The 22,637-nt window shown below is 73.1% G+C and carries 14 protein-coding genes; 2 read left to right on the forward strand and 12 right to left on the reverse strand.

Annotation, left to right across the window (positions count from 1 at the left end):
* Nucleotides 1-6: 6 nt before the first annotated feature.
* The 4 genes from ACFY3C_RS03655 to ACFY3C_RS03670 form a co-directional block, all read right to left on the reverse strand.
* Nucleotides 7-951 (reverse strand): ADP-ribosylglycohydrolase family protein, encoded by a 945-nt coding sequence (locus tag ACFY3C_RS03655; RefSeq protein ID WP_390769563.1) that lies wholly within the window; start codon nucleotides 949-951, stop codon nucleotides 7-9.
* A 9-nt stretch (nucleotides 952-960) separates the two neighbouring features.
* Nucleotides 961-1,941, reverse strand: a complete 981-nt coding sequence (galE, locus tag ACFY3C_RS03660) for a UDP-glucose 4-epimerase GalE (RefSeq protein ID WP_390769564.1) — start codon at nucleotides 1,939-1,941, stop codon at nucleotides 961-963.
* 130 nt (nucleotides 1,942-2,071) lie between these two features.
* A complete protein-coding gene (locus tag ACFY3C_RS03665; protein WP_390769565.1) occupies nucleotides 2,072-3,691 on the reverse strand; it encodes a glycosyltransferase in 1,620 nt (539 codons plus the stop codon).
* A 44-nt stretch (nucleotides 3,692-3,735) separates the two neighbouring features.
* Nucleotides 3,736-5,007 carry a glycosyltransferase 87 family protein gene (locus tag ACFY3C_RS03670; RefSeq protein WP_390769566.1) on the reverse strand — a complete coding sequence of 424 codons (1,272 nt, stop codon included), beginning with the start codon at nucleotides 5,005-5,007 and terminating at the stop codon, nucleotides 3,736-3,738.
* Nucleotides 5,008-5,281: 274 nt separating this feature from the next.
* Between ACFY3C_RS03670 and ACFY3C_RS03675 the strand changes: the two genes are divergently transcribed.
* Nucleotides 5,282-6,907 (forward strand): glycosyltransferase family 39 protein, encoded by a 1,626-nt coding sequence (locus ACFY3C_RS03675; RefSeq protein ID WP_390769924.1) that lies wholly within the window; start codon nucleotides 5,282-5,284, stop codon nucleotides 6,905-6,907.
* On the opposite strand, the gene ACFY3C_RS03680 is transcribed toward ACFY3C_RS03675, so the two are convergent.
* A complete protein-coding gene (locus ACFY3C_RS03680; protein WP_390769567.1) occupies nucleotides 6,855-7,367 on the reverse strand; it encodes a MarR family winged helix-turn-helix transcriptional regulator in 513 nt (170 codons plus the stop codon). The two genes, ACFY3C_RS03675 and ACFY3C_RS03680, sit on opposite strands and share 53 nt — an antisense overlap.
* Nucleotides 7,368-7,465: 98 nt before the next feature.
* Here ACFY3C_RS03680 and ACFY3C_RS03685 point away from each other — a divergent pair, with 98 nt between their 5' ends.
* Nucleotides 7,466-7,879: an organic hydroperoxide resistance protein gene (locus ACFY3C_RS03685; protein WP_389175648.1), complete on the forward strand. Its 414-nt coding sequence runs from the start codon at nucleotides 7,466-7,468 to the stop codon at nucleotides 7,877-7,879.
* A gap of 44 nt (nucleotides 7,880-7,923) precedes the next feature.
* Here ACFY3C_RS03685 and ACFY3C_RS03690 read toward each other — a convergent pair whose 3' ends face one another.
* From ACFY3C_RS03690 to ACFY3C_RS03720, 7 genes are all read right to left on the reverse strand, one after another.
* The gene (locus ACFY3C_RS03690; protein ID WP_390769568.1) at nucleotides 7,924-10,149 is read right to left on the reverse strand and encodes a CDP-glycerol glycerophosphotransferase family protein; all 2,226 of its coding nucleotides are present in this window, start codon (nucleotides 10,147-10,149) and stop codon (nucleotides 7,924-7,926) included.
* Nucleotides 10,150-10,155: 6 nt separating this feature from the next.
* Entirely contained in the window at nucleotides 10,156-12,366 is a 2,211-nt protein-coding gene (locus tag ACFY3C_RS03695) for a CDP-glycerol glycerophosphotransferase family protein (RefSeq protein ID WP_390769569.1), read from the reverse strand.
* A gap of 125 nt (nucleotides 12,367-12,491) precedes the next feature.
* Nucleotides 12,492-14,756: a CDP-glycerol glycerophosphotransferase family protein gene (locus ACFY3C_RS03700; RefSeq protein ID WP_390769570.1), complete on the reverse strand. Its 2,265-nt coding sequence runs from the start codon at nucleotides 14,754-14,756 to the stop codon at nucleotides 12,492-12,494.
* A gap of 154 nt (nucleotides 14,757-14,910) precedes the next feature.
* Nucleotides 14,911-15,801, reverse strand: a complete 891-nt coding sequence (locus ACFY3C_RS03705) for a carbohydrate ABC transporter permease (protein ID WP_386581107.1) — start codon at nucleotides 15,799-15,801, stop codon at nucleotides 14,911-14,913.
* Between the two features lie 32 nt (nucleotides 15,802-15,833).
* A complete protein-coding gene (locus tag ACFY3C_RS03710) occupies nucleotides 15,834-17,177 on the reverse strand; it encodes a carbohydrate ABC transporter permease (protein ID WP_390769571.1) in 1,344 nt (447 codons plus the stop codon).
* A 7-nt stretch (nucleotides 17,178-17,184) separates the two neighbouring features.
* On the reverse strand, nucleotides 17,185-18,567 hold the full coding sequence (locus tag ACFY3C_RS03715; protein WP_386581047.1) for an ABC transporter substrate-binding protein: 1,383 nt from the start codon (nucleotides 18,565-18,567) through the stop codon (nucleotides 17,185-17,187).
* Nucleotides 18,568-18,722: 155 nt separating this feature from the next.
* Entirely contained in the window at nucleotides 18,723-22,487 is a 3,765-nt protein-coding gene (locus ACFY3C_RS03720; protein WP_390769572.1) for an FHA domain-containing protein, read from the reverse strand.
* Nucleotides 22,488-22,637 lie beyond the last annotated feature (150 nt).

The raw sequence follows: 22,637 nt of genomic DNA on the forward strand, positions 1-22,637 counted from the left end.
TGCCCGCTATGCCAACCGCTGGGCCAGGTCGGCCAGTTCCCGTGCCCGCAGTACCCGGTCACCGAACCCCGGCAGCGGTACGTGCAGCAGCTCTGTCCAGCGTTTCGGCACCGCGTCGATCCCGTACACCGCTCCCGCCAGCGCCCCGGTGACCGCCGCCACCGTGTCCGTGTCGCCGCCCAGGTCGATCGCCGCGCGTACCGCCTCCTCGTACGACGTCGTCGTGCGCAGGGCCCAGACCGCCGAGCCCAGGCAGGGCCAGACCGCGCCGTTGAACTCGGTGGCCCGGTCCGGGTGCCAGTCGGGGGCGAGGACCGTCCTGTAGCGGGCCCGGTGGTCGGGGTGGAGCGCCGCCAGGGCGTCCGGTACGGCGACGAGCGGATCCTCTCCGGTCAGGGCGACGCGGATCAGCTCGTGCAGGACGGCCGTGCCCTCCCAGGCCGCGGGGTCGCCGTGGGTGAGGGCGGAGAGGTGGCGGGCGGCGTCCACGGTGGCCGCACGGCCGTGGCGTGCGAAGCGGAGGGCTGAAGGCGTCGCCCGCATCAGCGCCCCGTTCCCGGCCGCCCGTTGGTTCGTCCGGAAGTGCAGGGCCGCGGCCGTGTCCCAGGGAGCGCCGCTGGTCAGCACCGCCTCCGTCTGGAGGCCGATGTCCTTCGGGTCGGCGGCCGCCCAGCGCTGGAAGCGCCGGAACACGTCCGGGAGGTCCAGGCCCCCGCGCTCCAGCAGCGACTCGGCGGTCAGTACGGCCATCTGCGTGTCGTCGGTCGCCTCGCCGGGGTCCCAGCCGCCGCCCCCGCACAGCTCGCCGCCGTGTCCGGGGTGCGGGAAACGGGCCGAGAAGGCGCCTTCGGGGCCGAACTCGAAGGGCGCTCCGAGGGCGTCGCCCACGGCGGAGCCGAGCAGGGCGCCGAGGGCGCGTTCGGTGCGTTCGGTGCGCGAGGGGGCGGTCACCCCCGGAGCCTATGACCGCGCCGCCTCCGGGTGCAGTCGTACCCAGCCCTCCCAGGCCGAGGTGATCATGTCCTCGACGTCGTACTTGGCCTGCCAGCCGAGTTCGGTGGCGATGCGGTCGGCGGAGGCGACTACGCGGGCGGGGTCGCCGGGGCGGCGTGGGGTGACGATCGGGGGGCGGTCGTAGCCGGTGGCCGCGCTGATGCGGTCGATCATCTCGCGGACCGAAACACCCTCCCCGCGGCCGATGTTGAGGGTCAGGTCGCGGCCGGGGGTGGAGCGCAGGGCGCGGGCGACCGTCACATGGGCCTCGGCCAGGTCGACCACGTGGATGTAGTCGCGGACGCAGGTGCCGTCGGGGGTCGGGTAGTCGTCGCCGAAGATGCGCGGCGCCGCGCCCTCGGTCAGCTTCTCGAAGACCATGGGGACGAGGTTGAAGACGCCCGTGTCCGCCAGGGCGGGGGTGGCCGCGCCGGCCACGTTGAAGTAGCGCAGGGACGCGGTCGCCAGGCCCGTCGCCCGGCCCGTCGCGCGGACCAGCCACTCGCCGGCCAGCTTGGTCTCGCCGTAGGGGGAGAGGGGCAGGCAGGGGGTCTCCTCCGTGACCAGGTCCACGTCCGGCATGCCGTAGACGGCGGCCGAGGAGGAGAAGACGAAGGACGGGACGTCCGCCTGTGTCACGGCCTCCAGCAGGACGCGCAGGCCCTCCACGTTCTCCCGGTAGTAGAGCAGCGGGAGGCCCACGGACTCGCCCACCTGCTTCTTCGCCGCCAGATGGACGACCCCGGTCACCTCGTGGTCGGCGAGGGTGCGCGCCAGCTTCTCGCCGTCCAGGATCGAGCCCCGCACCAGCGGGACCTCGTCCGGCACGCGCCCGGCGACGCCGCTCGACAGGTCGTCGTAGACCACGGTCCGCTCGCCCGCCTCGGCCATCGCGCGTACGACGTGCGCCCCGATGTATCCGGCGCCGCCGGTGATCAGCCAGGTCATGTACGGCCTCCCCTCGTCAGCCGGCCTGTGGTGACGTGGCCGGTGGCTGTCGGTCGTGTGGGTCCCCAGTGAGGTCCCGTGGGTCCCAGTGAGGTCCGGTCCCGTGATTCTCGGTGAAGTCCTGTGGGTCTCAGTGAAGCAGGCGGCGGAGTCGTCCGCGGGCCACCCTCATGACACCCCGTATCCCGGTCGCCACGCGCAGTGCCAGTGCGCCGGAGTGGGTGGCGTACGGCTGGACCAGCAGCACGGCGTGCCGGGCGCTCGGGACGACGTGCCGGCGCAGTCGGCCGGCGCCCGCGAGGGCGTGCGCCGTCATGCTCCGGGACGCCCCGTCCGCGAAGCGCACGGTCAGGCGCAGGTCCCAGGTGCCCGCGCCGAGCCCGGCAAGGTCGACCGGTACCTCGGCCGACCAGCCGTCCGTGCCGGAGGGGTCGGAGGGTGTGAATGTGGTCCTCGTGTGCTGGGCCGTGTGCCCGTCCTCCCTCGACTGCCACTCCACCTCCACCTCCTGCGGCCCGGCCTCGGCCGTCCGTCCGTACAGCTCGTGCAGCCGCAGGCGCAGCCGGGTGCCACGCGCGCGCGGGCGCAGTTCCGCGGCCACGGTGAGGGGCAGGAGGCGGGTGGGGCGGGTGAGGAGGGGGGTGAGGGCGACCTGGGGGAGGTCGGCGGACCAGACGGGTGTGCCGTCGGGGGTGCGGGCGTAGGGCGGGAGCAACCGGGCCGGGCGCGCGGCCAACTCTTTGAGCCGGGGCAGGTCGCACGGCTCGGCGGACTCCAGGACGACCCGCGCCAGCAGCCGGCCGGGCGCCGACGGGTTCACCTCCCAGTCGGCGGCGTCGTAGCGCGCGAGGTACTCCCGGGTGTGCGTCCACCACGCGCGCTGGTAGTCCGCGTCGCGCAACCCCAGTTCGCGTGCGTACATACGCAGTTCGTGGTCGAGGAACTTCGACCGTGCCGCCCGCGCCAGCTCCTTCTGCCCGGCGCTCAGCAGGATGTCGTACGCCATCGTGCACGCCTCCGTACGCGCCTTCCAGTTGTCGATCCGCCCCCGGTCCAGGGAGAGCGACAACTGCTCGGCCGACCGGCGCACGTGCCACACGTACACGCGGTCCGGTACGAGCACGATGCGCGGCGCGGCGGCGAGCACGTGCGCGGTGAACACGAAGTCCTCGTAGAGGAAGCGCCCCTCGGGGAAGCGGATGCCGTGCTCGCGCAGGAAGGCGGTCCGGTACAGCTTGTTGACGCACAGTGTGTCCTGGACCAGACGGGGGCGCTGGGAGGGGCGCGCGAGGACGGTGTGCGCCGCGTAGAGGCGCGCCTGCCAGGGCTGTTCCCGCCCCGAGGGCAGCTCCCGGCGCACGCACAGCCCGCTCGCGACCTCGGCGCGCGCCTCTGCGGCGGCCGCCAGCAGCGCGTCCACCGCGCCGTGCGGCAGCACGTCGTCGCTGTCCAGGAACATCACGTACGGCATCGTCACCGCGTCGATCCCGGTGTTGCGTGGGCTGCCGCAGCCGCCGCTGTTGGTCTCCCGGCGTACCACCCGCAGTCTGGGCTCACCGGCGGCCAGGCGGGCCAGCAGTTCGCCGCTGCCGTCCGTCGAGCAGTCGTCCACGGCGACGACCTCACCGACGGCGGCGCCCTGGTCGAGCGCCGAGCGGACGGCGTCGACCACATGGTCGGCGTCGTTGTAGCCGATGACGACGACACCGACCTGAGGCGTAGGGCGCGGGTCTCGCGGGTCTGGATGCATGGGGTCCACGGGCCGGGAGCGTAGAAATACTCGGTAATAGCCCGTTAAGAGACGCTTAGGGCTCGGTGTGGAAGACGGTCGGAATCCGGTCGGGGTTGGGTCACGGGCGCGGGTTTTCCGGACGGCGGCCGCGCGGAGCGCCACAGCCGGACGAAGGACACCACCGCGGCGGCGGCGAGCAGCCCGTTGCGGGCCAGAATCAGCAGGCAGCCGGTCCAGCTGCCCGCGACCACGTCGCGGTAGAACATCGGGAACACCACGGAGCTGAGCGCGCTCGCCGCGAGGATCAGCACGGCCACCGGGCGCTGGCTGGTGTGCCGCGAGGTCAGACACACGGCGGCGAGGCCGATCAGCCAGATCATGTACTGGGGGCTGATGACCCGGCTGGTGACGGTGAAAAGCAGCACTGTGGCGAGCGCGGCGTCGTACGGCGTGGCCGGGCTCCAGTGCCGCGCCCGCACCCTCCACAGCACCAGCAGCCCGAAGGCGGCCGCGGTGAGCACGAGGGAGGCGGTGGCGACGGCGGGCACGTGGGGGCCGACCATCTCGATCGCGCCGTACTGGTAGCGGGCCCGGCCGGACCAGCCGGCGTGCCGCGCCAGGTTGAGCGCCGTACCGCCGAACGACTCGATCTGCACACCCCGGCCGCCCTGCTCCCGCAGGAAGGCCAGCGGATTGTTGAACGAAAGGGTGAGGAGCGCGAGGCAGGCGCCACCGGCGGCCACCGCCCACCCCCACGCCCGCCGCGTCATCGGCCCCCGGGGCGTGCCCAGCAGCACCAGGCCCGGCCACACCTTCACCAGCGCGCCCAGTGCGGCGAAAACACCGCCCGCGCGGGGGGAGCGTCCCAACGTCAGCAGGGAGATGACGGCGAGCGCGGTCACCTGTACGTCGTACCGGGCGAGCGGCAGGTGCAGCAGCAGCGGCAGACCGCAGGTCCACAGGGTCGCGCCGAACAGGGACCGCCCGGGGCGGGTGCCCGCGTGGACCAGGGCCGCCGCGATCAGCGCGTCGGCGGCCAGCGTCAGCACCACGAACGCCTGAAAGTACGTCAACCACGGGAGCAGGCCCGGCGCCAGCAGCACCGCGCCGGCGCCGGGCGGGTACTGCCAGGTGCTGTCGTGCGCCGGGAACGCGCCGTGCGACAGGACGCCGTACCAGTGGAAGTACAGCCGCCACACCTCGCGCGGCACCGAACCTCCGCCCAGCAGGGGCGAGCTGTCGTGCGTGAGCAGCCACGACATCAGGGCACGGGTGGCGAGCCATACGGCGGTGAGGGCGAGGACCGGGCCGGGGGTGACACGGAGACGGTTCATCACGTGGGAGCCTAATCTGCGCGGATGGTGTATCCATGCCGATACGCCGTCAATGACCGGCAAAGGTTGGCTAATCGCAAAAGATCGGGCCATGGTGAACGTCGGGCCTCTTGTGAAACCGCAGTCGCGCAGGGCGGCTGCAGCAGCTGTCGTACCGGCTGATGCTCCGGATGTACCGGGTGCACTGGATGCACCTGGTGCAACGACTCGCGCGGCGAGAAGTGCGCGGAACGCGCTCGCCGTGTGTGTGTCCGTGTCCCTGCCCGCGCTGGTCATGCTCGGGCTCGGGCTCTGGGGGCTGGACCGTGGCGGGATGTGGCGGGACGAGGCCGTCACCTTCCAGGTCGCACGCCGCACGGTGCCGCAGATCTGGCGGCTGCTGCACGGGGTGGACGCGGTGCACGGCCTGTACTACCTGCTCATGCATCCCGTCCTCGGCGTCCGTCCCGGCGAGGTCGTCCTCAGGCTCCCGTCCGTGTGCGCGGCGGCGCTGACCGCGGGTCTCGTGGCCGGGCTCGGCGCGCGGCTGGTGCGGCCGCGTGTCGGGCTGTGGGCCGGGCTGCTGTACGCGATCACGCCGATGGCCGGGCACTACGCACAGGAGGGCCGCTCGTACGCCCTGGTCGCGGCCGGTGCCACCGGGGCGACGCTGCTGTTCGTCCGGGCCGTGCAGGGGGGTTCCTGGCGGGCGTACGGCGTCGTGCTCGGCCTCACCTGCTGGCTGCACGAGTTCGCCGTCCTGCTGCTGCTCGCCCACGCGGTGTCGCTGGCGCTGGCCCGGGTGGGGGCGCGGGTGTGGCGGGGGTGGGGGTGCGCGGCGGGTGCGGTGGGGGTCGCGCTGGTGCCGATGGTGCTGGTGTCGCGGGCTCAGTCGGCGCAGGTGGCGTGGTTGCGGGAGCCGACGTGGGAGACGGCGGGAGGGCTGCTGCGGGTGTTTCTGGGGCCGACGGACGGGGTGTACTGGGCCTGTCTGGGGTTGGCTGTGGTGGGGCTCGTGGGGTTGGTGGGGCGGCGCGGGGAGGTGACCTGTGCGGGGGTCGCTCTGCCGTTGGCTGTGCTGCCGCCGGCCGTGTTGATGCTGGTGTCGCAGGTTTCGCCGCTGTACGTCGACCGGTACGTGCTGTACGCCCTGTCGGGGGCGCCGTTGCTGGTGGCGGCGGGGGCTGAGCGGGTGGCCGGGGTTGTCGGGCGCCTGCGGCCGGGTGGTCGCCGTGTGCCCACCCTCCCCCACTCTCGGCTTCGCTCGAGCGGGGGGACCCCCATCGCCCTGCGGAACGACTGCCCGCACGACGACGGTGAGTCGGGTGGGTCGAAAAGGCCCCCTCAGCCGCCGCCGCTCTCGAAGACCGGCCTCCTCCCCGGCTCCGCCCTCCTCCCCCTGACCGGCGTCCTCCTGATCGCCCTGGCGCTGTCCCACCAACTCCCCCTCCTCAGAGACGACCGCGACCCGGGCCGCCGCCCCGACGACCTGGCCGTCGTGGCGCGCGTCGCCGGGCGGGAAGTGGGGGACGGGGATTCCGTGCTCTTCCTGCCGGCGCAGACGCGGAACGCGGCTCTCGCCTATCCGGGGGCGTTCCGAGGCGTGCGGGACGTGGCGTTGGCGGAGTCGGGCGCCGGGTCGGGGAGTCTGTACGGGCGGGAGGTCGGGGCGGAGAGTCTGCTGCGGCGGGTGGCCGGGCTCGATCGGGTGTGGGTCGTCGCCGACCGGGATCTGCTCGCGGGGCGCTGGAGGCCGCGCAGTCCCGTCGAGCGAGCGAAACTCGCCGTGCTGGCGGAGCAGTTCGTGCCCGGTGAGGAGTCGGTGCAGGGCGATGTGACCGTGCGGCTCTACGTCCGCCGGTCGGTCGTCAGCGGGAGCTCTCGGCCTCTTCCAGTGCCGCCGCGTCCAGCGCGGTGGTGAGCTGGTCGAGGCGTTCGCGCAGCTCGCCGATCTCCGCCAGGTCGAAGCCCGTCGCCGCCATGATGCGGCGCGGCACCTGAAGGGCTTGCTCGCGCAGCGCCACGCCCTCCTCGGTCAGCCGCACCTGCACCGACCGCTCGTCCTGCGCGCTGCGCTCGCGCCGGACGAGGCCGGCCCCCTCCAGCCGCTTGATCAGCGGGGACAGCGTGCCGGAGTCCAGCCGCAGATGCTCGCCGAGCTTCTTGACCGGCAGGTCGCCCTGCTCCCACAGCACCAGCATCACCAGGTACTGCGGGTAGGTGAGCCCGAGGTCCTTGAGGATCACGCGATAGACGCTGTTGAAGGCGCGGGACGCCGCGTGCAGCGAGAAGCAGATCTGGCGGTCCAGGCGGAGCCAGTCCGCCTCGGGGGCGGGAATCTGGGAGGCGGTCATGCCTCCAGCGTAGCTCTTGTGAGCCATTTAGTTGTGCACAACTAAGTTGTGTGCTCTACTTGTGGTCGTGAGGGCGGCCGGACAGGAGCCGCCGGATCACATGACTTCGAGAGGGATGGTCTTCCATGGACGCGCTCTACACCGCTGTCGCCACCGCCACCCACGGTCGCGAGGGCCGTGCCGTCTCCTCCGACGGCAAGATCGACCTCGCCCTGGCCATGCCGGTGGAGCTGGGCGGCAACGGCCAGGGCACCAACCCGGAGCAGCTCTTCGCCGCCGGTTACGCCGCCTGCTTCGGCAGCGCGCTCGGCCTCGTCGGCCGCCAGGCGAAGGTGGACGTCAGCGACGCCGCCGTCACCGCCGAGGTCGGCATCGGCAAGCAGGGCGAGGGCTTCGGCCTGAAGGTGACGCTGCGCATCGAGCTGCCCGCGACCGTGGACGAGGCGACCGGCCGCAAGCTGGTCGAGACCGCCCACCAGGTGTGCCCCTACTCCAACGCCACCCGTGGCAACATCGAGGTCGACCTCGTCATCGAGTAAGACCCGGGGCCGACCCGGCACCACCTGAGGTGACCTGCCTGTCCTCACGTCGAGGCCAGCAGGTCACCTCCGACGTTCTGGCCCGGGATCCGCACGGGAGCGCCCTCGGGCATCGGCTCGCCCAGCAGCAGCGTCCGTACGACCCGTTCGGCGGCCCGGCCGTCGTCGAACTCGCAGAACCGCTCCCGGAAGTCCGCCCGCAGCCGCGCCGCCTCCTCGTCCCGCCAGGACCCGGAGGCGAACAGCCAGGCCAGCTCCCGGTAGGAGTGGGACACATGACCCGGCGCCTCGGCGGTGATGTCGAGATAGGCGCCCCGGCTCGCGGTGTACGCGGCCCAGTCGTCGGCGTGGACGACGATCGGCCGGTCCAGGTTGGCGTAGTCGAACATCAGGGCCGAGTAGTCGGTGACCAGTACGTCGGAGGCGAGCATCACCTCCTCGACGTGCGGCTCGTCCGTCGCGTCGACCAGGATCCCGCGCCGGGCCAGCTCGGTCAGGCCCATCCCGCGCGCGGGACCGGTCGCCAGCGTCGGGTGCAGCCGGACCACGAGGGTGCAGTCCTTGCCCAGGTCGGCCGCGAACCGGGCCAGGTCGATCCGGTCCACGTGGCCGCCCCGCCGGTAGTCCCGGCGCGTCGGCGCGTACAGCACCACCTGGTGGTCCTCGGGGATGCCGTGCCGCAGCCGGAACGCGGCGCCGGCTTCCCCGGCTCCGTCCGCCGCGCCGACCAACACGTCGTTGCGCGGGCTGCCGGTGTGCACCGAGGTGAAGTGGCAGGGGTAGGCACGCTCCCACACCAGCTCGGAGTGGCGGTTGGCGACCAGGCTGTAGTCCCAGCGGTCGGCCCGCCGCAGCATCTGCGGCACGTCGAACCCGAGCCGGGCCCCGGGCTTGTCCAGCAGGTCCGCGCCCATGTACTTCAGCGGGGTGCCCTGGTGGGTGTGGAGGTGCACACTGCCGGGCCGCTTGGCCAGTGAGCCGGGCCAGTTGACGTCGTTGACGAAGAACTTCGCCCGCGCCGTGACCTCCAGATAGCGCCGGGAGCCCACGAGCACGTGCTCCACGTCGGGCGGCAGCTGCGCGGCGGCCTCCTCGTCGCGGACCACCCACACCCCGCGCAGCTGCGGGGCGATCTCCCGTGCCTTCAGGTACACGGCGGCCGGATCGCCCAGCACGCCCCGGTGCGAGGACGCCGAGTACACCACCAGGTGCGGGTCCAGCGGGCGGTGCGCGTGCAGCCCGGCCCAGCCGCGGCGGGCCCGCAGCGCGCCCGCCCGGCGCAGCTGCTCCGTCCACCGCCCGGCCTCGCGCCCCGCCCGCGCGGCCTGCCGCCTCAGCCGGTACGCCGGGTAGCCGCCCTCCAGCAGGGCGACCTCACCGTCCACCAGGGCGCCCTCGGGCCGGTGGCGGCGGAACATCTCGGCCGTCCGCCGGAAGAACTCGGCCTTGTCCGCGGGCGGCAGCCGGTCCGGCTTGGCGAGGATGTCCAGACAGTGCTCGCCCATCTTGCGGTGCAGATACGGCCGCCAGCCCGCCAGTTCCTCGTGCGCGTCCACGAAGGCGAAGACCCGCTCGTACTGGTCGTGGATGTCGAAGTGCTTGCGGCTGGTGGTGGACAGGATGTTGCCCTGCCGGCGCTGCCGGTAGTTCAGACAGATCCGGTCCAGGGCGGCGATCCGCCGGGCACTGAGCATGACCGGGAAGGTCCAGGGGGTGTCCTCGTAGTACCCGGGCGGGAACGCGAAGCCGTGCTCCTCGACGAAGTCGCGCCGGTAGACCTTGTTCCACACCACCATCAGCAGGTCCAGGATCTCCGGCCGGTCGGTGACCGTGAAGGTGTCCGGGCCGGCGTCGGCGAGCACCTGCGCGAGCACGTTGCGCCGTGTACCGCCCCACCAGTAGGTGCGCGCGTAGTCGAAGACCAGCACATCGGGGTCACCGGAGTCCGCCAGCCGGTCGGCGACGGCGCGCAGCGCGCCCGGCGTGAGGGTGTCGTCGCTGTCCAGGAAGAACAGGTAGTCGCCGGTGGCGTGCGGCATACCCGCGTTGCGGGCCCGGCCGAGGCCGACGTTCTCCGGCAGGTGCAGCACCTTCACGCGCGGGTCGCGGTCGGCGTACTCGTCCAGGATCGCGCCGCAGCCGTCGGGGGAGCAGTCGTCCACGGCGATCAGTTCGAGGTCGCTGAAGGACTGCAGCAGCACCGAGTCCAGGCACTCGCGCAGGAAGCCCTGCACCTTGAAACAGGGGACGATGACACTGAAGCGGGGCACGGCGGGTCAGCTCCTCACGAGGATCGCGGCGGCGGGGGCGGGGATGCGCTCCGCGAGCGGGATCACCGGCGGGATCGCCTCCGGTGGCTCGCCGAGCAGCACCCGCCGTACGACGCGTTCGGCGGCCAGCCCGTCGTCGAACTGGCAGAACCGCCCACGGAACGCGGCCCGTTGCGCCTTCGCCTCCGGGCCCGCGTAGGAGCCGTCGCGGAAGACACGGGCCAGCTCCTCGACCGTGCGGGCGACCGGGCCCGGCGGCTCGGTCAGCAGGTCGAGGTAGACGCCCCGTGTCTCCTGGTAGACCTCCCAGTCGTCGGCGTACACGACGATCGGCCGGTCCAGGTTGGCGTAGTCGAACATGATCGAGGAGTAGTCGGTGACCAGCGCGTCGGCCGCCAGGCACACGTCCTCCGAGGAGCGGTGCGCGGAGACATCGATGATCCGGCCGATCCGCCCGGAGCTTCGGGTGCGGCCCCCGTCGTAGAAGTAGTGGGCGCGCAGCAGCACGACCACGTCCTCGCCGGCCGCCTCGCAGAACGCCTCCAGGTCCAGGCCGGTCTCGAAACCGGTGTGGTGGTCGCGGTGGGTCGGCGCGTACAGCACGGCCGTGCTGCCCTCGGGCACGCCCAGCTCGCGCCGGACCCGGGCGACGTCGTCGGCGGTCGCCGTGTAGTAGACGTCGTTGCGCGGATAGCCGTACTCCAGGTGCTCGTACGAACCGGGGAAGGCGCGCTCCCACATCTGGGTGGAGTGGCGGTTCGACGAGAGGTTGAAGTCCCAGCGGTCCACCCGGCCCAGCAGCCTGGTGAAGCTGCCGGACTGCGCGGCCACCACCGGGTACGTCGACTGGTCCACGCCCATCGTCTTCAGCGGGGTGCCGTGCTGGGTCTGCAGATGGACGCTGCCCGGCCGTTTGACGACGCCCTCGGCGAAGTTGGCGTTGTTCACCAGGTACTTGGCGCGGGCCAGCACCTCCCAGTAGCGGCGGGAGCCGATCACCGCGTACTCGACGTCCTTCGGCATCGTATGCGCCTGGTCGGCCTCGACCAGGAAAACCGAGCGGATGTGCGGGGCGAGTTCACGGGCCTTGGCGTGGATCGCGGCCGGGTTGCAGGCGTAGCCGCGGCCCCAGTAGGCGCAGTACACGGCCAGGTCGGGGTCGAGGGAGCGGCGCAGGTCGCGGGCGTAGCGCAGCCGGGTGCGCAGCATGTGCGGGCGCGGCACGGTCTCGGCCGCCCTGGCCGTCGCCTGGTTGGCACCGCGCAGCGCGCGGAACGCGGTGTACGCGCCGGCCGCCAGCAGCCGGTGCTGCACGCCGAGGCTGCCACCCGGGGCGTGGTATCCGGCGGGCCGGTGCCGCCGGTAGAGCCGACCGGCCCGGCGGAAGAACGCCCGGTGTCCGGAGGGCAGCCGCTGCGGCCGGGACGCCGTCTTCAGCACATGCCCGAAGAGCTGCTCGAACAGTGCATGGGTCCGCTCGGCGGACAGCCCGCTGTCGGCCGCCCGGGTCAGTACCAGCTCCACCTGGTCCAGCAGGGCGTGCTGGTGCGGTCCGGGCAGGTTGAGCCTGCTGCCCTGCCGGCGCAGCCGGTGCCGTACGACGACCCGGCGCAGCACCGCGATCCGCCCGGCGGCGATCGTGGTCAGCCCGCCCCAGCCCAGGTCGGTGAAGTGGCTCTCGGGAAAGGCGAGTCGGTGCTCGGTGAGGAAGGTGCGGCGGTAGGCGGCGCTCCACGCCGGCAGCTGCACGCCCGTCAGCTCGGGGAACACGTCCGGAGCGAAGGCTCCCTTCGGCGCCCCGGCCAGCAGCGGGGCCGCCGGATTGCTCGGCTCGCCCTCCCACCAGGGCGTCCGCTCGTGCTCGACATGGAGCACGTCGACACCGGCGGTCTCGGTCAGCCGCGCGTCCAGCGCCGCCAGCGCGCCCGGCAGCAGCAGGTCGTCGCCGTCGAGGAACAGCACGTACGCGCCGGTCGCCGCCCGCACCCCGGCGTTGCGGGCCCCGCTCAGACCGGCGGCCGGCGGCGAGTTGACCGGTGTCACCCGGGAGTCCCGCTCGGCGTATGCGGCGGCCACCGCGGCGGCCGGGGCGTCGGGAGCGTCGCAGACCGGGATCAGCTCCAGGTCGCCGAAGGACTGGCCGAGGACCGAGTCCAGCGCCTGGGACAGCCGACCAGCGACCCCGTGGGACGGGACGATGATGCTGAAGCGGGGCATTCTGTACTTTCTGTTGTCTTGCGGAAGCGGCTGGGCCGTCCGACCGGACGCCAGGTGGACGGCCGGACCGGAGTGGGCCGTGTCGTGCCGAGGGGCATGGGAACTCCCGGTAGGACCAACGCTGTTCAGCGGCTCTCGGTGACGGGGAGGGGGCCGGAAGGTTGCGGCACGGTGGCGAGCGGGGAGCGGTCCAGCGCCGCCGCGGCCGAGGGCACGGGCTTGCGCTCGGCGAGCGGCACGATCGCCGGCCGCCCCGCCGGCTCGCCCAGCACGACATGCCGTACGACGCGCGCGGCGGCGCGTCCGTCGTCGTACGGGCAGAACCGCTCCCGGAACGCCGCCCGCAGCTGCGTCGAGCGCGAGCCGCGCCAGTGGCCGGTGGCGAAGATGTCGATCAGCTCGTCCTCGCTGCGGGCCACCGCGCCCGGCGGGAAGTCGCGCAGGTCGAAGTAGGTGCCCCGGGCCGCGTCGTACGCGTCCCAGTCCTCGGTGTGGACGACGATCGGCCGGTCCAGGTTGGCGTAGTCGAACATCAGCGACGAGTAGTCGGTGATCAGCGCGTCCGAGGCGAGGCAGAGGGACGCGATGTCCGGGTGGTCGCCGACGTCGACGACCCGGGCGGCGCCCTCGGCGAGCGGGCCGGGGTGCCAGTAGTGGGCGCGGGCCAGGATCACGAAGCGCGGGCCCAGCCGGCGCACAATCCGGTCCAGGTCGAGGGCGGGGCGCTGGGTGCGCTGGTAGTCGCGGTGGGTGGGGGCGTACAGCAGCGCGACCGTGCCCTTGGGGATGCCGAGCGACTCGCGGATCCGGGCCACGTCGGCCGACGTCGCCCGCTGGAACACGTCGTTGCGCGGATAGCCGTACTCCAGCGTGGTGTAGCGGCCGGGGTAGACGCGCTCCCAGGTCAGGGTGGTGTGGCGGTTCGCGGACAGCACGTAGTCCCACTTGTCGACGCCCCGCAGAAGCTCCTCGAAGTCCATGTCACCGGCGGCCGCCGGGCGTTCCTGGAGGTCGAGGCCCATGTGCTTGAGGGGGGTGCCGTGCTGGGTCTGGACGAAGACCTGACCGGGGCGCTTCCTCAGCCGGCGGTCGAAGTTGACGTTGTTCACCAGGTACTTGGAGCGGGCCAGCGCCGTCCAGTACGCGAAGCTGCCCGGGCGCAGCCGGAGCGGGCCCGGCGGGACGGTGTGCTGGTGCTCGGGGCGGGCGATCCAGGCGGTGCGGATGTGCGGGGCGTGGGTGCGGAACGCCTTCTCCAGGGCGCCCGGATTGCAGCCGTGGCCCCGGTTCCAGTAGGCGGCGAAGACGGCCCGGTCGGCGCGCAGCGGGAGGCGCAGCTGGACGCGGTAGTGCAGCTGGAGGACGGCCGCGCGGACGGCCCGGGCGAGCTTGACGGTGGCCTTGAGGGCACGGCGGCGGGCGGACATCGCCAGCTGGAGCGCGCGGTAGGTGCGGTGCAGGCCGAAGCGGACGAGGCCGTGACGCAGCCGGGTGCGCAGCGGGACGGAGGCGCCCCGGGCCTTGTAACGGCGGTAGTGTGCGCGGGCCTTGCGCAGGAACTCGCCCCGGGTGCCGTGCGGGAGCCGGTCCCGCTTGGTGAACACGGTGGAGAAGTGGTCGACCATGCGGCGGAACAACACACCTCGCCACCGGTCGAGTTCGGGCCGCTCGTCGATGAACGCGAACACCCGGTCGTACTGCACGAAGATGTCGAAGTGCTTGCGGCTGGTGGTGCGCAGGATGCTGCCCTGCCGCCGCTGCCGGTAGTGCACGCACACCCGGTCCAGGGTGGCGATCGACTCCGCCGCCATCAGGACCGGGAAGGTCCAGGGCGTGTCCTCGTAGTAGCCGGTGGGGAACCGGAAGTCCTGCTTCTCGACGAACTCCCGCCGGTACGCCTTGTTCCAGGCGACCATCAGCACCCGCAGCAGCCCCGGGCGGTCCTGGAGACGGAAGGGCGCCGGGCCCTGCTCGGTGAGGTGGGCGGCGACCTTGTTGCGCTCCACCGTGCCGTTCCAGTAGGTGCGCGCGTAGTCGAAGACCAGGACGTCCGGCTCGCCGGTCTCCTTGATCCGGTCGGCGATCGAGCGCAGCGCGTCCGGTGTGAGCGTGTCGTCGCTGTCCAGGAAGACCAGATAGTCGCCCGTCGCCCGGACCATACCGGCGTTGCGGGCGCGGCCCAGGCCCTGGTTCTCGGCCAGGTGTACGGCCTTCACACGCGCGTCGCGGGCGGCGTACTCGTCGATGAGGGCGCCGCAGGCGTCGGGCGAGCAGTCGTCCACGGCGATCAGTTCGAGGTCGGGATACGACTGGGAGAGCACCGAGTCCAGGCACTCGGAGAGGTACGCCTGGACCTTGTACGCGGGGACAATGACACTGAACCTGGGCAAGGGACATCCATGGGTCGGTCGGCGCGGGCGTTCTGCCCGGGAACGGCCGGTGGAGTCATTTGGTTACGGTTCGTACGGCATATGGGGGACGCCGGGTGAACGGAGAGGGGCGGGCCTCTGAAGACCCGCCCCTCGAAAAGTGGCCCTTTTGCTGCTACTTGACCGCGCCCGCCATGACCCCGGACACGAACTGCCGCTGGAACGCGAAGAACACGACCAGCGGGATCACCATCGAGATGAACGCGCCCGGCGCCAGCACGTCGATGTTGTTGCCGAACTGCCGTACCTGCGTCTGCAGGGCGACCGTGATCGGCTGCGAACTCGACTTGGTGAACACCAGCGCGACCAGCATGTCGTTCCACACCCACAGGAACTGGAAGATGCCGAGGCTCGCGATCGCGGGCCCGCCGAGCGGCATCACCACCCGCGCGAACAGACGCAGTTCACCGGCGCCGTCGAGGCGGGCCGCCTCCAGCAGCTCCCGTGGGATCTCCGCGAAGAAGTTCCGCAGCAGGAACACCGCGAACGGCAGGCCGAAACCCACGTGGAACAGGATCACCCCGAAGATGGTCCCGAACAGGCCGATGTTGCCGAACAGTTCGGCGATCGGGATCAGTGCCACCTGCACGGGGACGACGAGCAGGCTGACCACGCCGAGGAACCACCAGTCCCGGCCCGGGAACTCCATCCACGCGAACGCGTAGCCCGCGAGCGAGCCGATCACCACGACCAGGATCGTCGCCGGGACCGTGATCAGCACGGTGTTCACCAGGGAGCCGGTGATGTCGCCGTTCTCCAGCAGCTTCTGGTAGCTCTCGAAGGTCAGCTGGGACGGCTGGGTGAACACCTTCCACCAGCCGCTCGCGCTCATGTCCTCCGGCGTGCGCAGGGAGGAGATGAGCAGACCGATGGTCGGCACCAGCCAGAACAGGCCGACGAGGATGAGGAACACACGGACCAGCCCGCCGCTGAGCCGCTCGGCGATCCTCGAACCGAGCGACTGCCGGGCCTTCACGGTCATGTCGGCGGGGGCCACCTTTCCCATGCTTCCGGCAGCGGTGCTTCCGGGAGCGGTCGTCATCGCCGCACCTCCCGCCTGAGCCGACGGATGTTGAACAGCATCACCGGGATCACCAGGAGCAGCAGGAACACCGCGATCGCGCTCGCGATGCCCGGCTGGCCCTCCGCGAAGCCCTTGCGGTACAGCTCCAGGGCCAGCACGTTCGCGTCGTCCTGGGAGGAGCCCGGCGCGATGATGTAGACGAGGTCGAACACCTTGAGCACGTTGATCATCAGCGTGACGGTGACGACCGCCAGGACCGGAGCGAGCAGCGGCACGGTGACCCGGCGGAACACCTGCCACTCGTTGGCACCGTCCACGCGCGCGGCCTCCAGCAGCTCCCGGGGCACGCCCGCGAGCCCGGCCGCGATCAGCACCATCGCGAAGCCCGCCCACATCCACACGTACGACCCGATGATGGCCGGGGTGACCAGCGACGGGCCGAGCCAGTCGACGCCGTTGTACGGCTCCCTGAAGTTGTTCGCGGGAAGCCTCAGCCGGGCGCCGTCGGCCTGCGCGGGCAGCGTGAAGGTGCCGTCGCCGGCCGCCTCGGCGGACGCCACCACCTTGCCGTCCTTCACCGCCTCGATCCGCATCCCGGCGTAGCCCAGCTCGGACGGGTCGGGCACGCCCAGCTTCCCGACGCCCTTGCCGCGGGTGAAGTCCTGCCAGGTGGTGCCGGTGATCTTCCCCGGCTCCGGCTTCGCCGCCACGGCCTTCTTCGCGCCGTCGGGCATCTGGTCGGGGGCGACGCCGACCAGCGGGAGCGTGATGGTCTGCCCGGTGTGCACCGGGGCCGAGGTGATGAAGCCGCCCTGGTCCGGTTCGAGCGGCGACTCACGGCTCGGGTGTGCCTTCGGGAACGCCGACGACTGGGCGAAGGTGTCGTGCACGCCCACCCACACCGCGTTGGCGACACCCTTGTCCGGGTCCTGGTCGTACACCAGCCGGAAGATGATCCCGGCCGCCAGCATCGAGATCGCCATCGGCATGAAGACGACCAGCTTGAACGCCGTGCCCCAGCGCACCCGTTCGGTCAGCACCGCGAAGACCAGACCGAGGGCCGTGGAGACGGTCGGCGCGAACACCACCCAGATGATGTTGTTCTTCAGGGCGGTGCGGATGCCGTCGTCGGTGAACAGCGCCTTGTAGTTGTCGATGCCGGCGAAGCCGTCGCCCGAGGCGTCGTAGAAGCTGCGGACGAGCGAGTACCCGATCGGGTAGACCACGAGCGCGCCCAGCAGCACCAGCGCGGGCAGCAGGAACAGGGCTGCCACCGCCTTGCGGGTGCCGGTCACGCTCCTGCGGCGCTTCGGTGCGGCGGGGCCCGGTGGGGTCCCGGCCGCCGCTGCCGACGCCATCGCCGGATCAGCTCCCGTTCCCGTAGGCCGCCGCCGCGTCCTTCTCCAGCTTCGCCTGGGCGCCCGCCACGTCCTTCGGGTTCTTCAGGAAGTCCTGCAGGTCCTTCCACTCGCCCTTGCCCGGGGTGCCGCCGAAGGCCTGCGGGGCCTGGTCGGACATGTCGAAGCGGAAGTCGTCGCCGGACGCGATCAGCGCCTTGGCGATCTTCTGCTGCACCGGGTTCGGGTAGGCCGAGTCCGGCACGTTCTTGTTCGGCGAGAGGTAGCCGCCGAGCTTGGCCTGGATGGTCGCCGCGTCCGGGGAGGCCAGGAAGGTGGCCAGCGCCTGCGCCGCCTTGGAGTCCTTCAGGATGACGGCCGCGTCACCGCCGGAGACCACCGGCGCGGTCGAGCCGACCGCCGGGAACGGGAACACCTTCGCGTCCGTGCCCACCTTCGCCTTGGTGTCACCGATGTTGACCTGGACGAAGTCGCCCTCGTAGACCATCGCCGCCTTCGGCTGGTCCCCGCCGGTGAAGGTCTGCGTGACGGAGTTCGGGAACTCGGTCTGCAGGGCGCCGTCCGCGCCGCCCGCCACATAGTCCTTCTTGCCCCAGATCTGGGCCAGCGTGGTCAGGGCCTGCTTCACCGAGGGATCGGTCCACTTGATCTTGTGCTGGGCGAGCTGGTCGTACTTCTGAGGCCCGGCCTGGGACAGATAGACGTTCTCGAACCAGTCGGTCAGCGTCCAGCCGTCGGCGCCGCCGACCGAGAACGGGGTGACACCGGAGTCGTACACCGCCTGCGCGGCGGTCAGCAGCTCCTGCCAGGTCTTCGGCTCCTTGGCGCCCGCGTTCTCGAAGGCCTTGGCGTTGTACCAGATCAGCGACTTGTTGGCGGCCTTGTAGTAGACGCCGTACTGCTTGCCGTCGACCTTGCCGATGTCCTGCCAGCCCTGCGAGTAGTTCTTCTGCAGCTCCTTGAGCGCGTCCGGGCCGAGCGGCTTGGCCCACTTCTTGTCCACGGCCTGCTTGATCGCGCCCGGCTGCGGCAGCAGGGCCACGTCCGGCGGCTGACCGCCCGCGATCTTCGAACCGAGGAAGTTGATGATCGGGTCCTGGGCGGGCACGAACGTCACCTTCGCGCCCGTGCGCTTCTCGAACTCCGCCAGGACCTTCTTGAAGTTCGCCTGTTCGGTGCCGGTCCAGACGGCGGCGACCTCCAGGCTCGCGCCGTTCAGTTTCGGCAGGGTGACGCCGGAGCCGCTCGCGGTGGCCCCGCCGCTCGTGTCGCCGCTGCCCTTCTTGTCGTCGCCGCCGGAGCAGGCGGTGAGCGCGAGGGCTCCCGCGAGCAGCGCGGCGACCGTGGTGACGGCCCTGTGTGTCCGGATGGTGTTGCTGTTGCCACGCATCACTTCCCCGTTCGTCGTTCTCCGCTGAACGTCAGAACACTGTTCCGTGCGGTCCGGTCTACGCCGGGCCGCACAAGGGCGGCAAGAGCGCCTGCGCCGTCCGGCGGGTCATCGTGACCGGCTCGTGATCAGGGAAGTATGCGCACGGATTCCGGCTACAGCAGCGAGGGCACCTCCGCCGCGGCGACCTCCCGGGCCGCCCGCTCCACCGCGCTCGCCAGCAGGGCCAGGTCGGTGGGGCCGTTGCCCAGTTCGCGCACGGGACGGCGGGCCGGCGGATCGCCCATCCGCTGCCACTCCAGCGGGACGACCGTGGGCCGCTGGGTCGCGGTGCGCGGGATACGGCCCGTCACCCGGCCGCCCTGGAAACCGACGGTCCGCCCGTCCGCGTACGCCAGCCTGCCGCGCCCCGGCGCCGGCTCCTCGGGCCCGGCCGCCGGTGCGTCCAGCGTGACCCGCAGGGTGGCCTGCCGGGCCGGCTCCGACTCCGCCGTACGACCGCCCGTCCCGGCCGCGGCCACCAGGTGCACGCCGAGCCGCTCGCCCTCCCGGGCCACCGCCTCCAGGGCCCGCATCACCGATCCGGCGGCGGGCCGGCCCGGCGAGCCGAGCGCGGGGGAGACCAGCGCGTCCAGGTCGTCGACGACCACGAGGAGCCGGGGCAGCGGCGGCGCGGGCTCCGTGCGCTTGCGTGCGGCGCCGGGCCGCAGCCGCAGCGTGGAGCTGGGCGGCGCCTCTATGTCCCCGGCCCCGGAGGCCGCCGGGCGCCCGCCCGGGGTGCGCTGCGCGACGATACGGCCGGACACCTCGCGTCCCGCGTGCCACTGGGCGAAGTCCGTCCGGCCCAGCAACTCCGCGCGCCGCTTCAGCTCGGCGCTCAGCGACTGCGCGAACTCCCGCATGCGGACAGGGTCGTTGGCGATGAGGTGGGTCGTCACATGGGGTATGTCCGTGCAGACGCGCAGCCCCTCACCGCGCCCCGCGCCCGCGCCGACGCCGTCCCGGCCGTCGATCAGCACCATGCCCAGCCGGTCGGGCCGCTCCGCGGCGGCCAGCGAGGCGACCAGGGCCCGCAGCAGCTCGGTACGGCCGCTGCCGGCCGGCCCCTCGATCAGCAGATGCGGCCCGTCGGCCACCAGGTCGGCGGTGAGCGGGCCGTGCGGCCCGGCACCGAGCACCGCCCGGGCCCGGCCGCCCAGCGACTCCGTGTCGTCCGCCGCGTCCGCCCAGCGGGCCATCAGCGAGGCCGGGGTGGCCCGGGCCAGACCCAGCTCGTCCAGCAGCCGCGCCGACTGCGGCAGCGGTACGGCCACGCGCGCGTGCCGCTCGCCGACGGGGCCGTCGGGCCTGAGCGGCGCCAGCGCCCGCGCGAACCGCTCCGCCCAGGCGGGGGAGACGGCGTCGACGGTGGCATCGGTCCCCGGGCCCACGGGCCCGGTGGGCGCGACACGCATCAGGTGCAGCGCACCGGCGACATCGCCGCTGAGCAGGGCCACGGCCCCGCAGTGCCGGAAGGTGGGCGTGACCGCGCAGGCCGCCTCGTACGTCTGCGCCACGGGCGAGGCGGGCGTGGTGGCCGCGGTCTCGGCGAGGCAGACGACATGGATCCCGGCCCGCGGACCGGCAACGGCCAGCCGCGCCAGGGCTTCCTGCAGAGAGGCGCCGCCGGGGTCCCCGTCCACGACGACGACGGTGAACGGCCCCGGGAAGCCACCGAATCCGTCCAGTGCGGTGCCTTCCCTGGCCCAGGAGGGGCGGCGGGCGGAGGTGGTGGAGCTGTGCGGGGGGACGGAGGCCGGGTCCGGGGCGGTGCGGTGGGCCGTCCCGGGTGCCGCTGCCGGTGCGGCGGGCGAGGCCTGTCCGGCAGGGCCGGTGGACGGGGCGACGGCTCCTGTCGCCGGGGCCGGCTGGGCCGTGCCCCGGCCCGTCGCCGCGAACTCCTCCACCCGGCGCAGGAGTTCCTCCGTGCGGGCCGCCGCCTGTTCGCGGTCGTAGGCCAGCAACAGGCGGCAGTCCTGGCCGTGTCCCGGGCGGACATGCGGGAGCCAGCCCAGCCAGGACCACTCGGCCGTCCGCTCCTCCTCGGGGCGGCTGCGGTCCGCGCTGATCAGCACGATCTCCAGCAGGTCGGGGGAGTGCAGCGCGGCCAGCTGGGCCAGCACCGCGCGGGCCAGCCCGGACAGCCGGGGGCGCGGACCGGCCAGGCCCAGCGCACCCGCCTCGCGCAGCGCGGCGGTCACCGGTACGGCGGGCAGCACGCCCGAGCCGTCCGGCGCGCTCCGGTCGGCCGTGCCAAGGCGCACGGTCAGCGCTTCCGGGTGTCCCGGCCCCCGCTCCCACAGCCGGGGCCCGGGACCCAGCACCGTCAGCAGCAGCGCGGCGGGGTCCGGCCAGGTCTCCGGCAGCTGCGGGACATCGGCCGACCGCACGCCGCCCACACCGGCGTCCGCGACGCCGTACGCCTCCGGCCGGGCCACGGGCTGCTCCCCGCGCCCACCGGCCAGCCGCCGCGCCCAGGCGCCTATTCCGCCCCGGCGGCGGCCGCCCTCGGGTGCGTCGGTGCCCCGCAGCGGGGTGTCCTTGCGGCCGCGGCCCTCTCCCGCGTCGGTGCTGGAGGAAGCACTGCCCGACGCCGGGCCGCGGGCCGTCGTACCGGCGTCGGCGGCCCCGGTCAGGCCCCCCGGGCCGCCGACGCCGTACGGCCCCGCGTGCGTGTCCCCGCCACGGGAAGTAGAACCGGGCATGCCGGGGGCGGCTATGTCACCGCCCGGTCCGCCGGCCCTGTAGCGGCCTGCGGCGGTGCCTCCGCCGCTGGTGGTTGCGCCGGGCATGCGGGGTGCTGGGTGTTCGCCGCTGGATCCGCCGGCCCCGTACCGGCCGGAGGCGGTGCCCCCGCCGCCGGTGGTCGCGCCGGGCATCCCGGGTGCCGGGTGTGCGCCGCTCGGTCCGCCGGTCGCGAAGCCGCCCGCGTCGACGGAAGCCCTACCGGGAGCCGGACCCGGCCCCCCTGCGCCTCCGCCGCGCGTCTCGATGCTCGGCGCCCCGCCCTGGTCCGGTACCGACGGCTGTTCGCCGCGCCGGTGCTCCTGGACCCCCGCGCCCGCGTCCGGGGCAGCCCAGCTCGCGGTGCCGTACGCGTGATGGGTCGGCCCTGAGGGGCCGTCGGCGGCCGGGCCCGAGGTGGGCTCCACGCGCGCGTGCCCGGCGGCGCCCGCCGTACCCGGATCACCGGCTCCGCCGGCCGGCCCCGGGGCGAAGCGCACGCACCCCTCCCCGTCCGGCACCGTCCGTACCCGCGCCGCGGGGCCGCCGGACGGGGTGAGCCGCAGGGCGGACTCGCCGATCCTCAGCAGGGCCCCCGGAGCGAACCGCACCGCACGGTCGCTCACCCGGGTGCCGTCCAGGGCCGTGCCGTTGGTGGAGCCGAGGTCGGCCACCGACACACGGCCGTCGGCGGCGACCGTGACCGCGCAGTGCAGGCGCGAGACGTCCGGGTCGTCCAGCGGGACGTCGGCGTCGGCGGAGCGGCCGACCGTGATCCGGCCGCCGTGCAGCAGATGGACCCCGCCCGCGTCCGGGCCCGCGACCACGTGCAACTGGGCCGGGGCGTCGTCCAGCTCGGGATGCGGCTCGGGGGCCGCAGGGGCGCCCAGGGACAGCACGGCGCCGTCGACCAGGGGAGGCTCGCCGAGGGTGCAGCGGCGCGGGTCCAGTCGCTCCGCGCCCGCGTACAGGACCACCGAGGCGCCGCCGGTGTCCCGGCCCGTGCCGCCGTCTCCGGTGACCGTCGTGGCCAGTGCCGAAGCCACCGCGGCCAGGTCCGTGCCCGCGGGCGCCGTCACCAGCACGTCGCGGCTCGCGGCGCGGCCCCGCTGCGGGGACGGGCCCAGCGGGTCTACGACGGTCAGCCGGATCTGCATCGGCGCAGCGGTCCCTTCTGCCCGGGCGCGGACATCCCCCACCCCCGCACGAGCACGTCGGCCAGTACTGCACGCATCCTCGCACCTGTCACTGACAACGCGCCCGCGGCCCGGTGTCAAGTGATCTTGATTGGTCAGCTCTGCCCCCAA

Origin of the sequence: Streptomyces sp. NPDC001410, from assembly GCF_042895235.1 — a bacterium.
GTDB lineage: Bacteria > Actinomycetota > Actinomycetes > Streptomycetales > Streptomycetaceae > Streptomyces.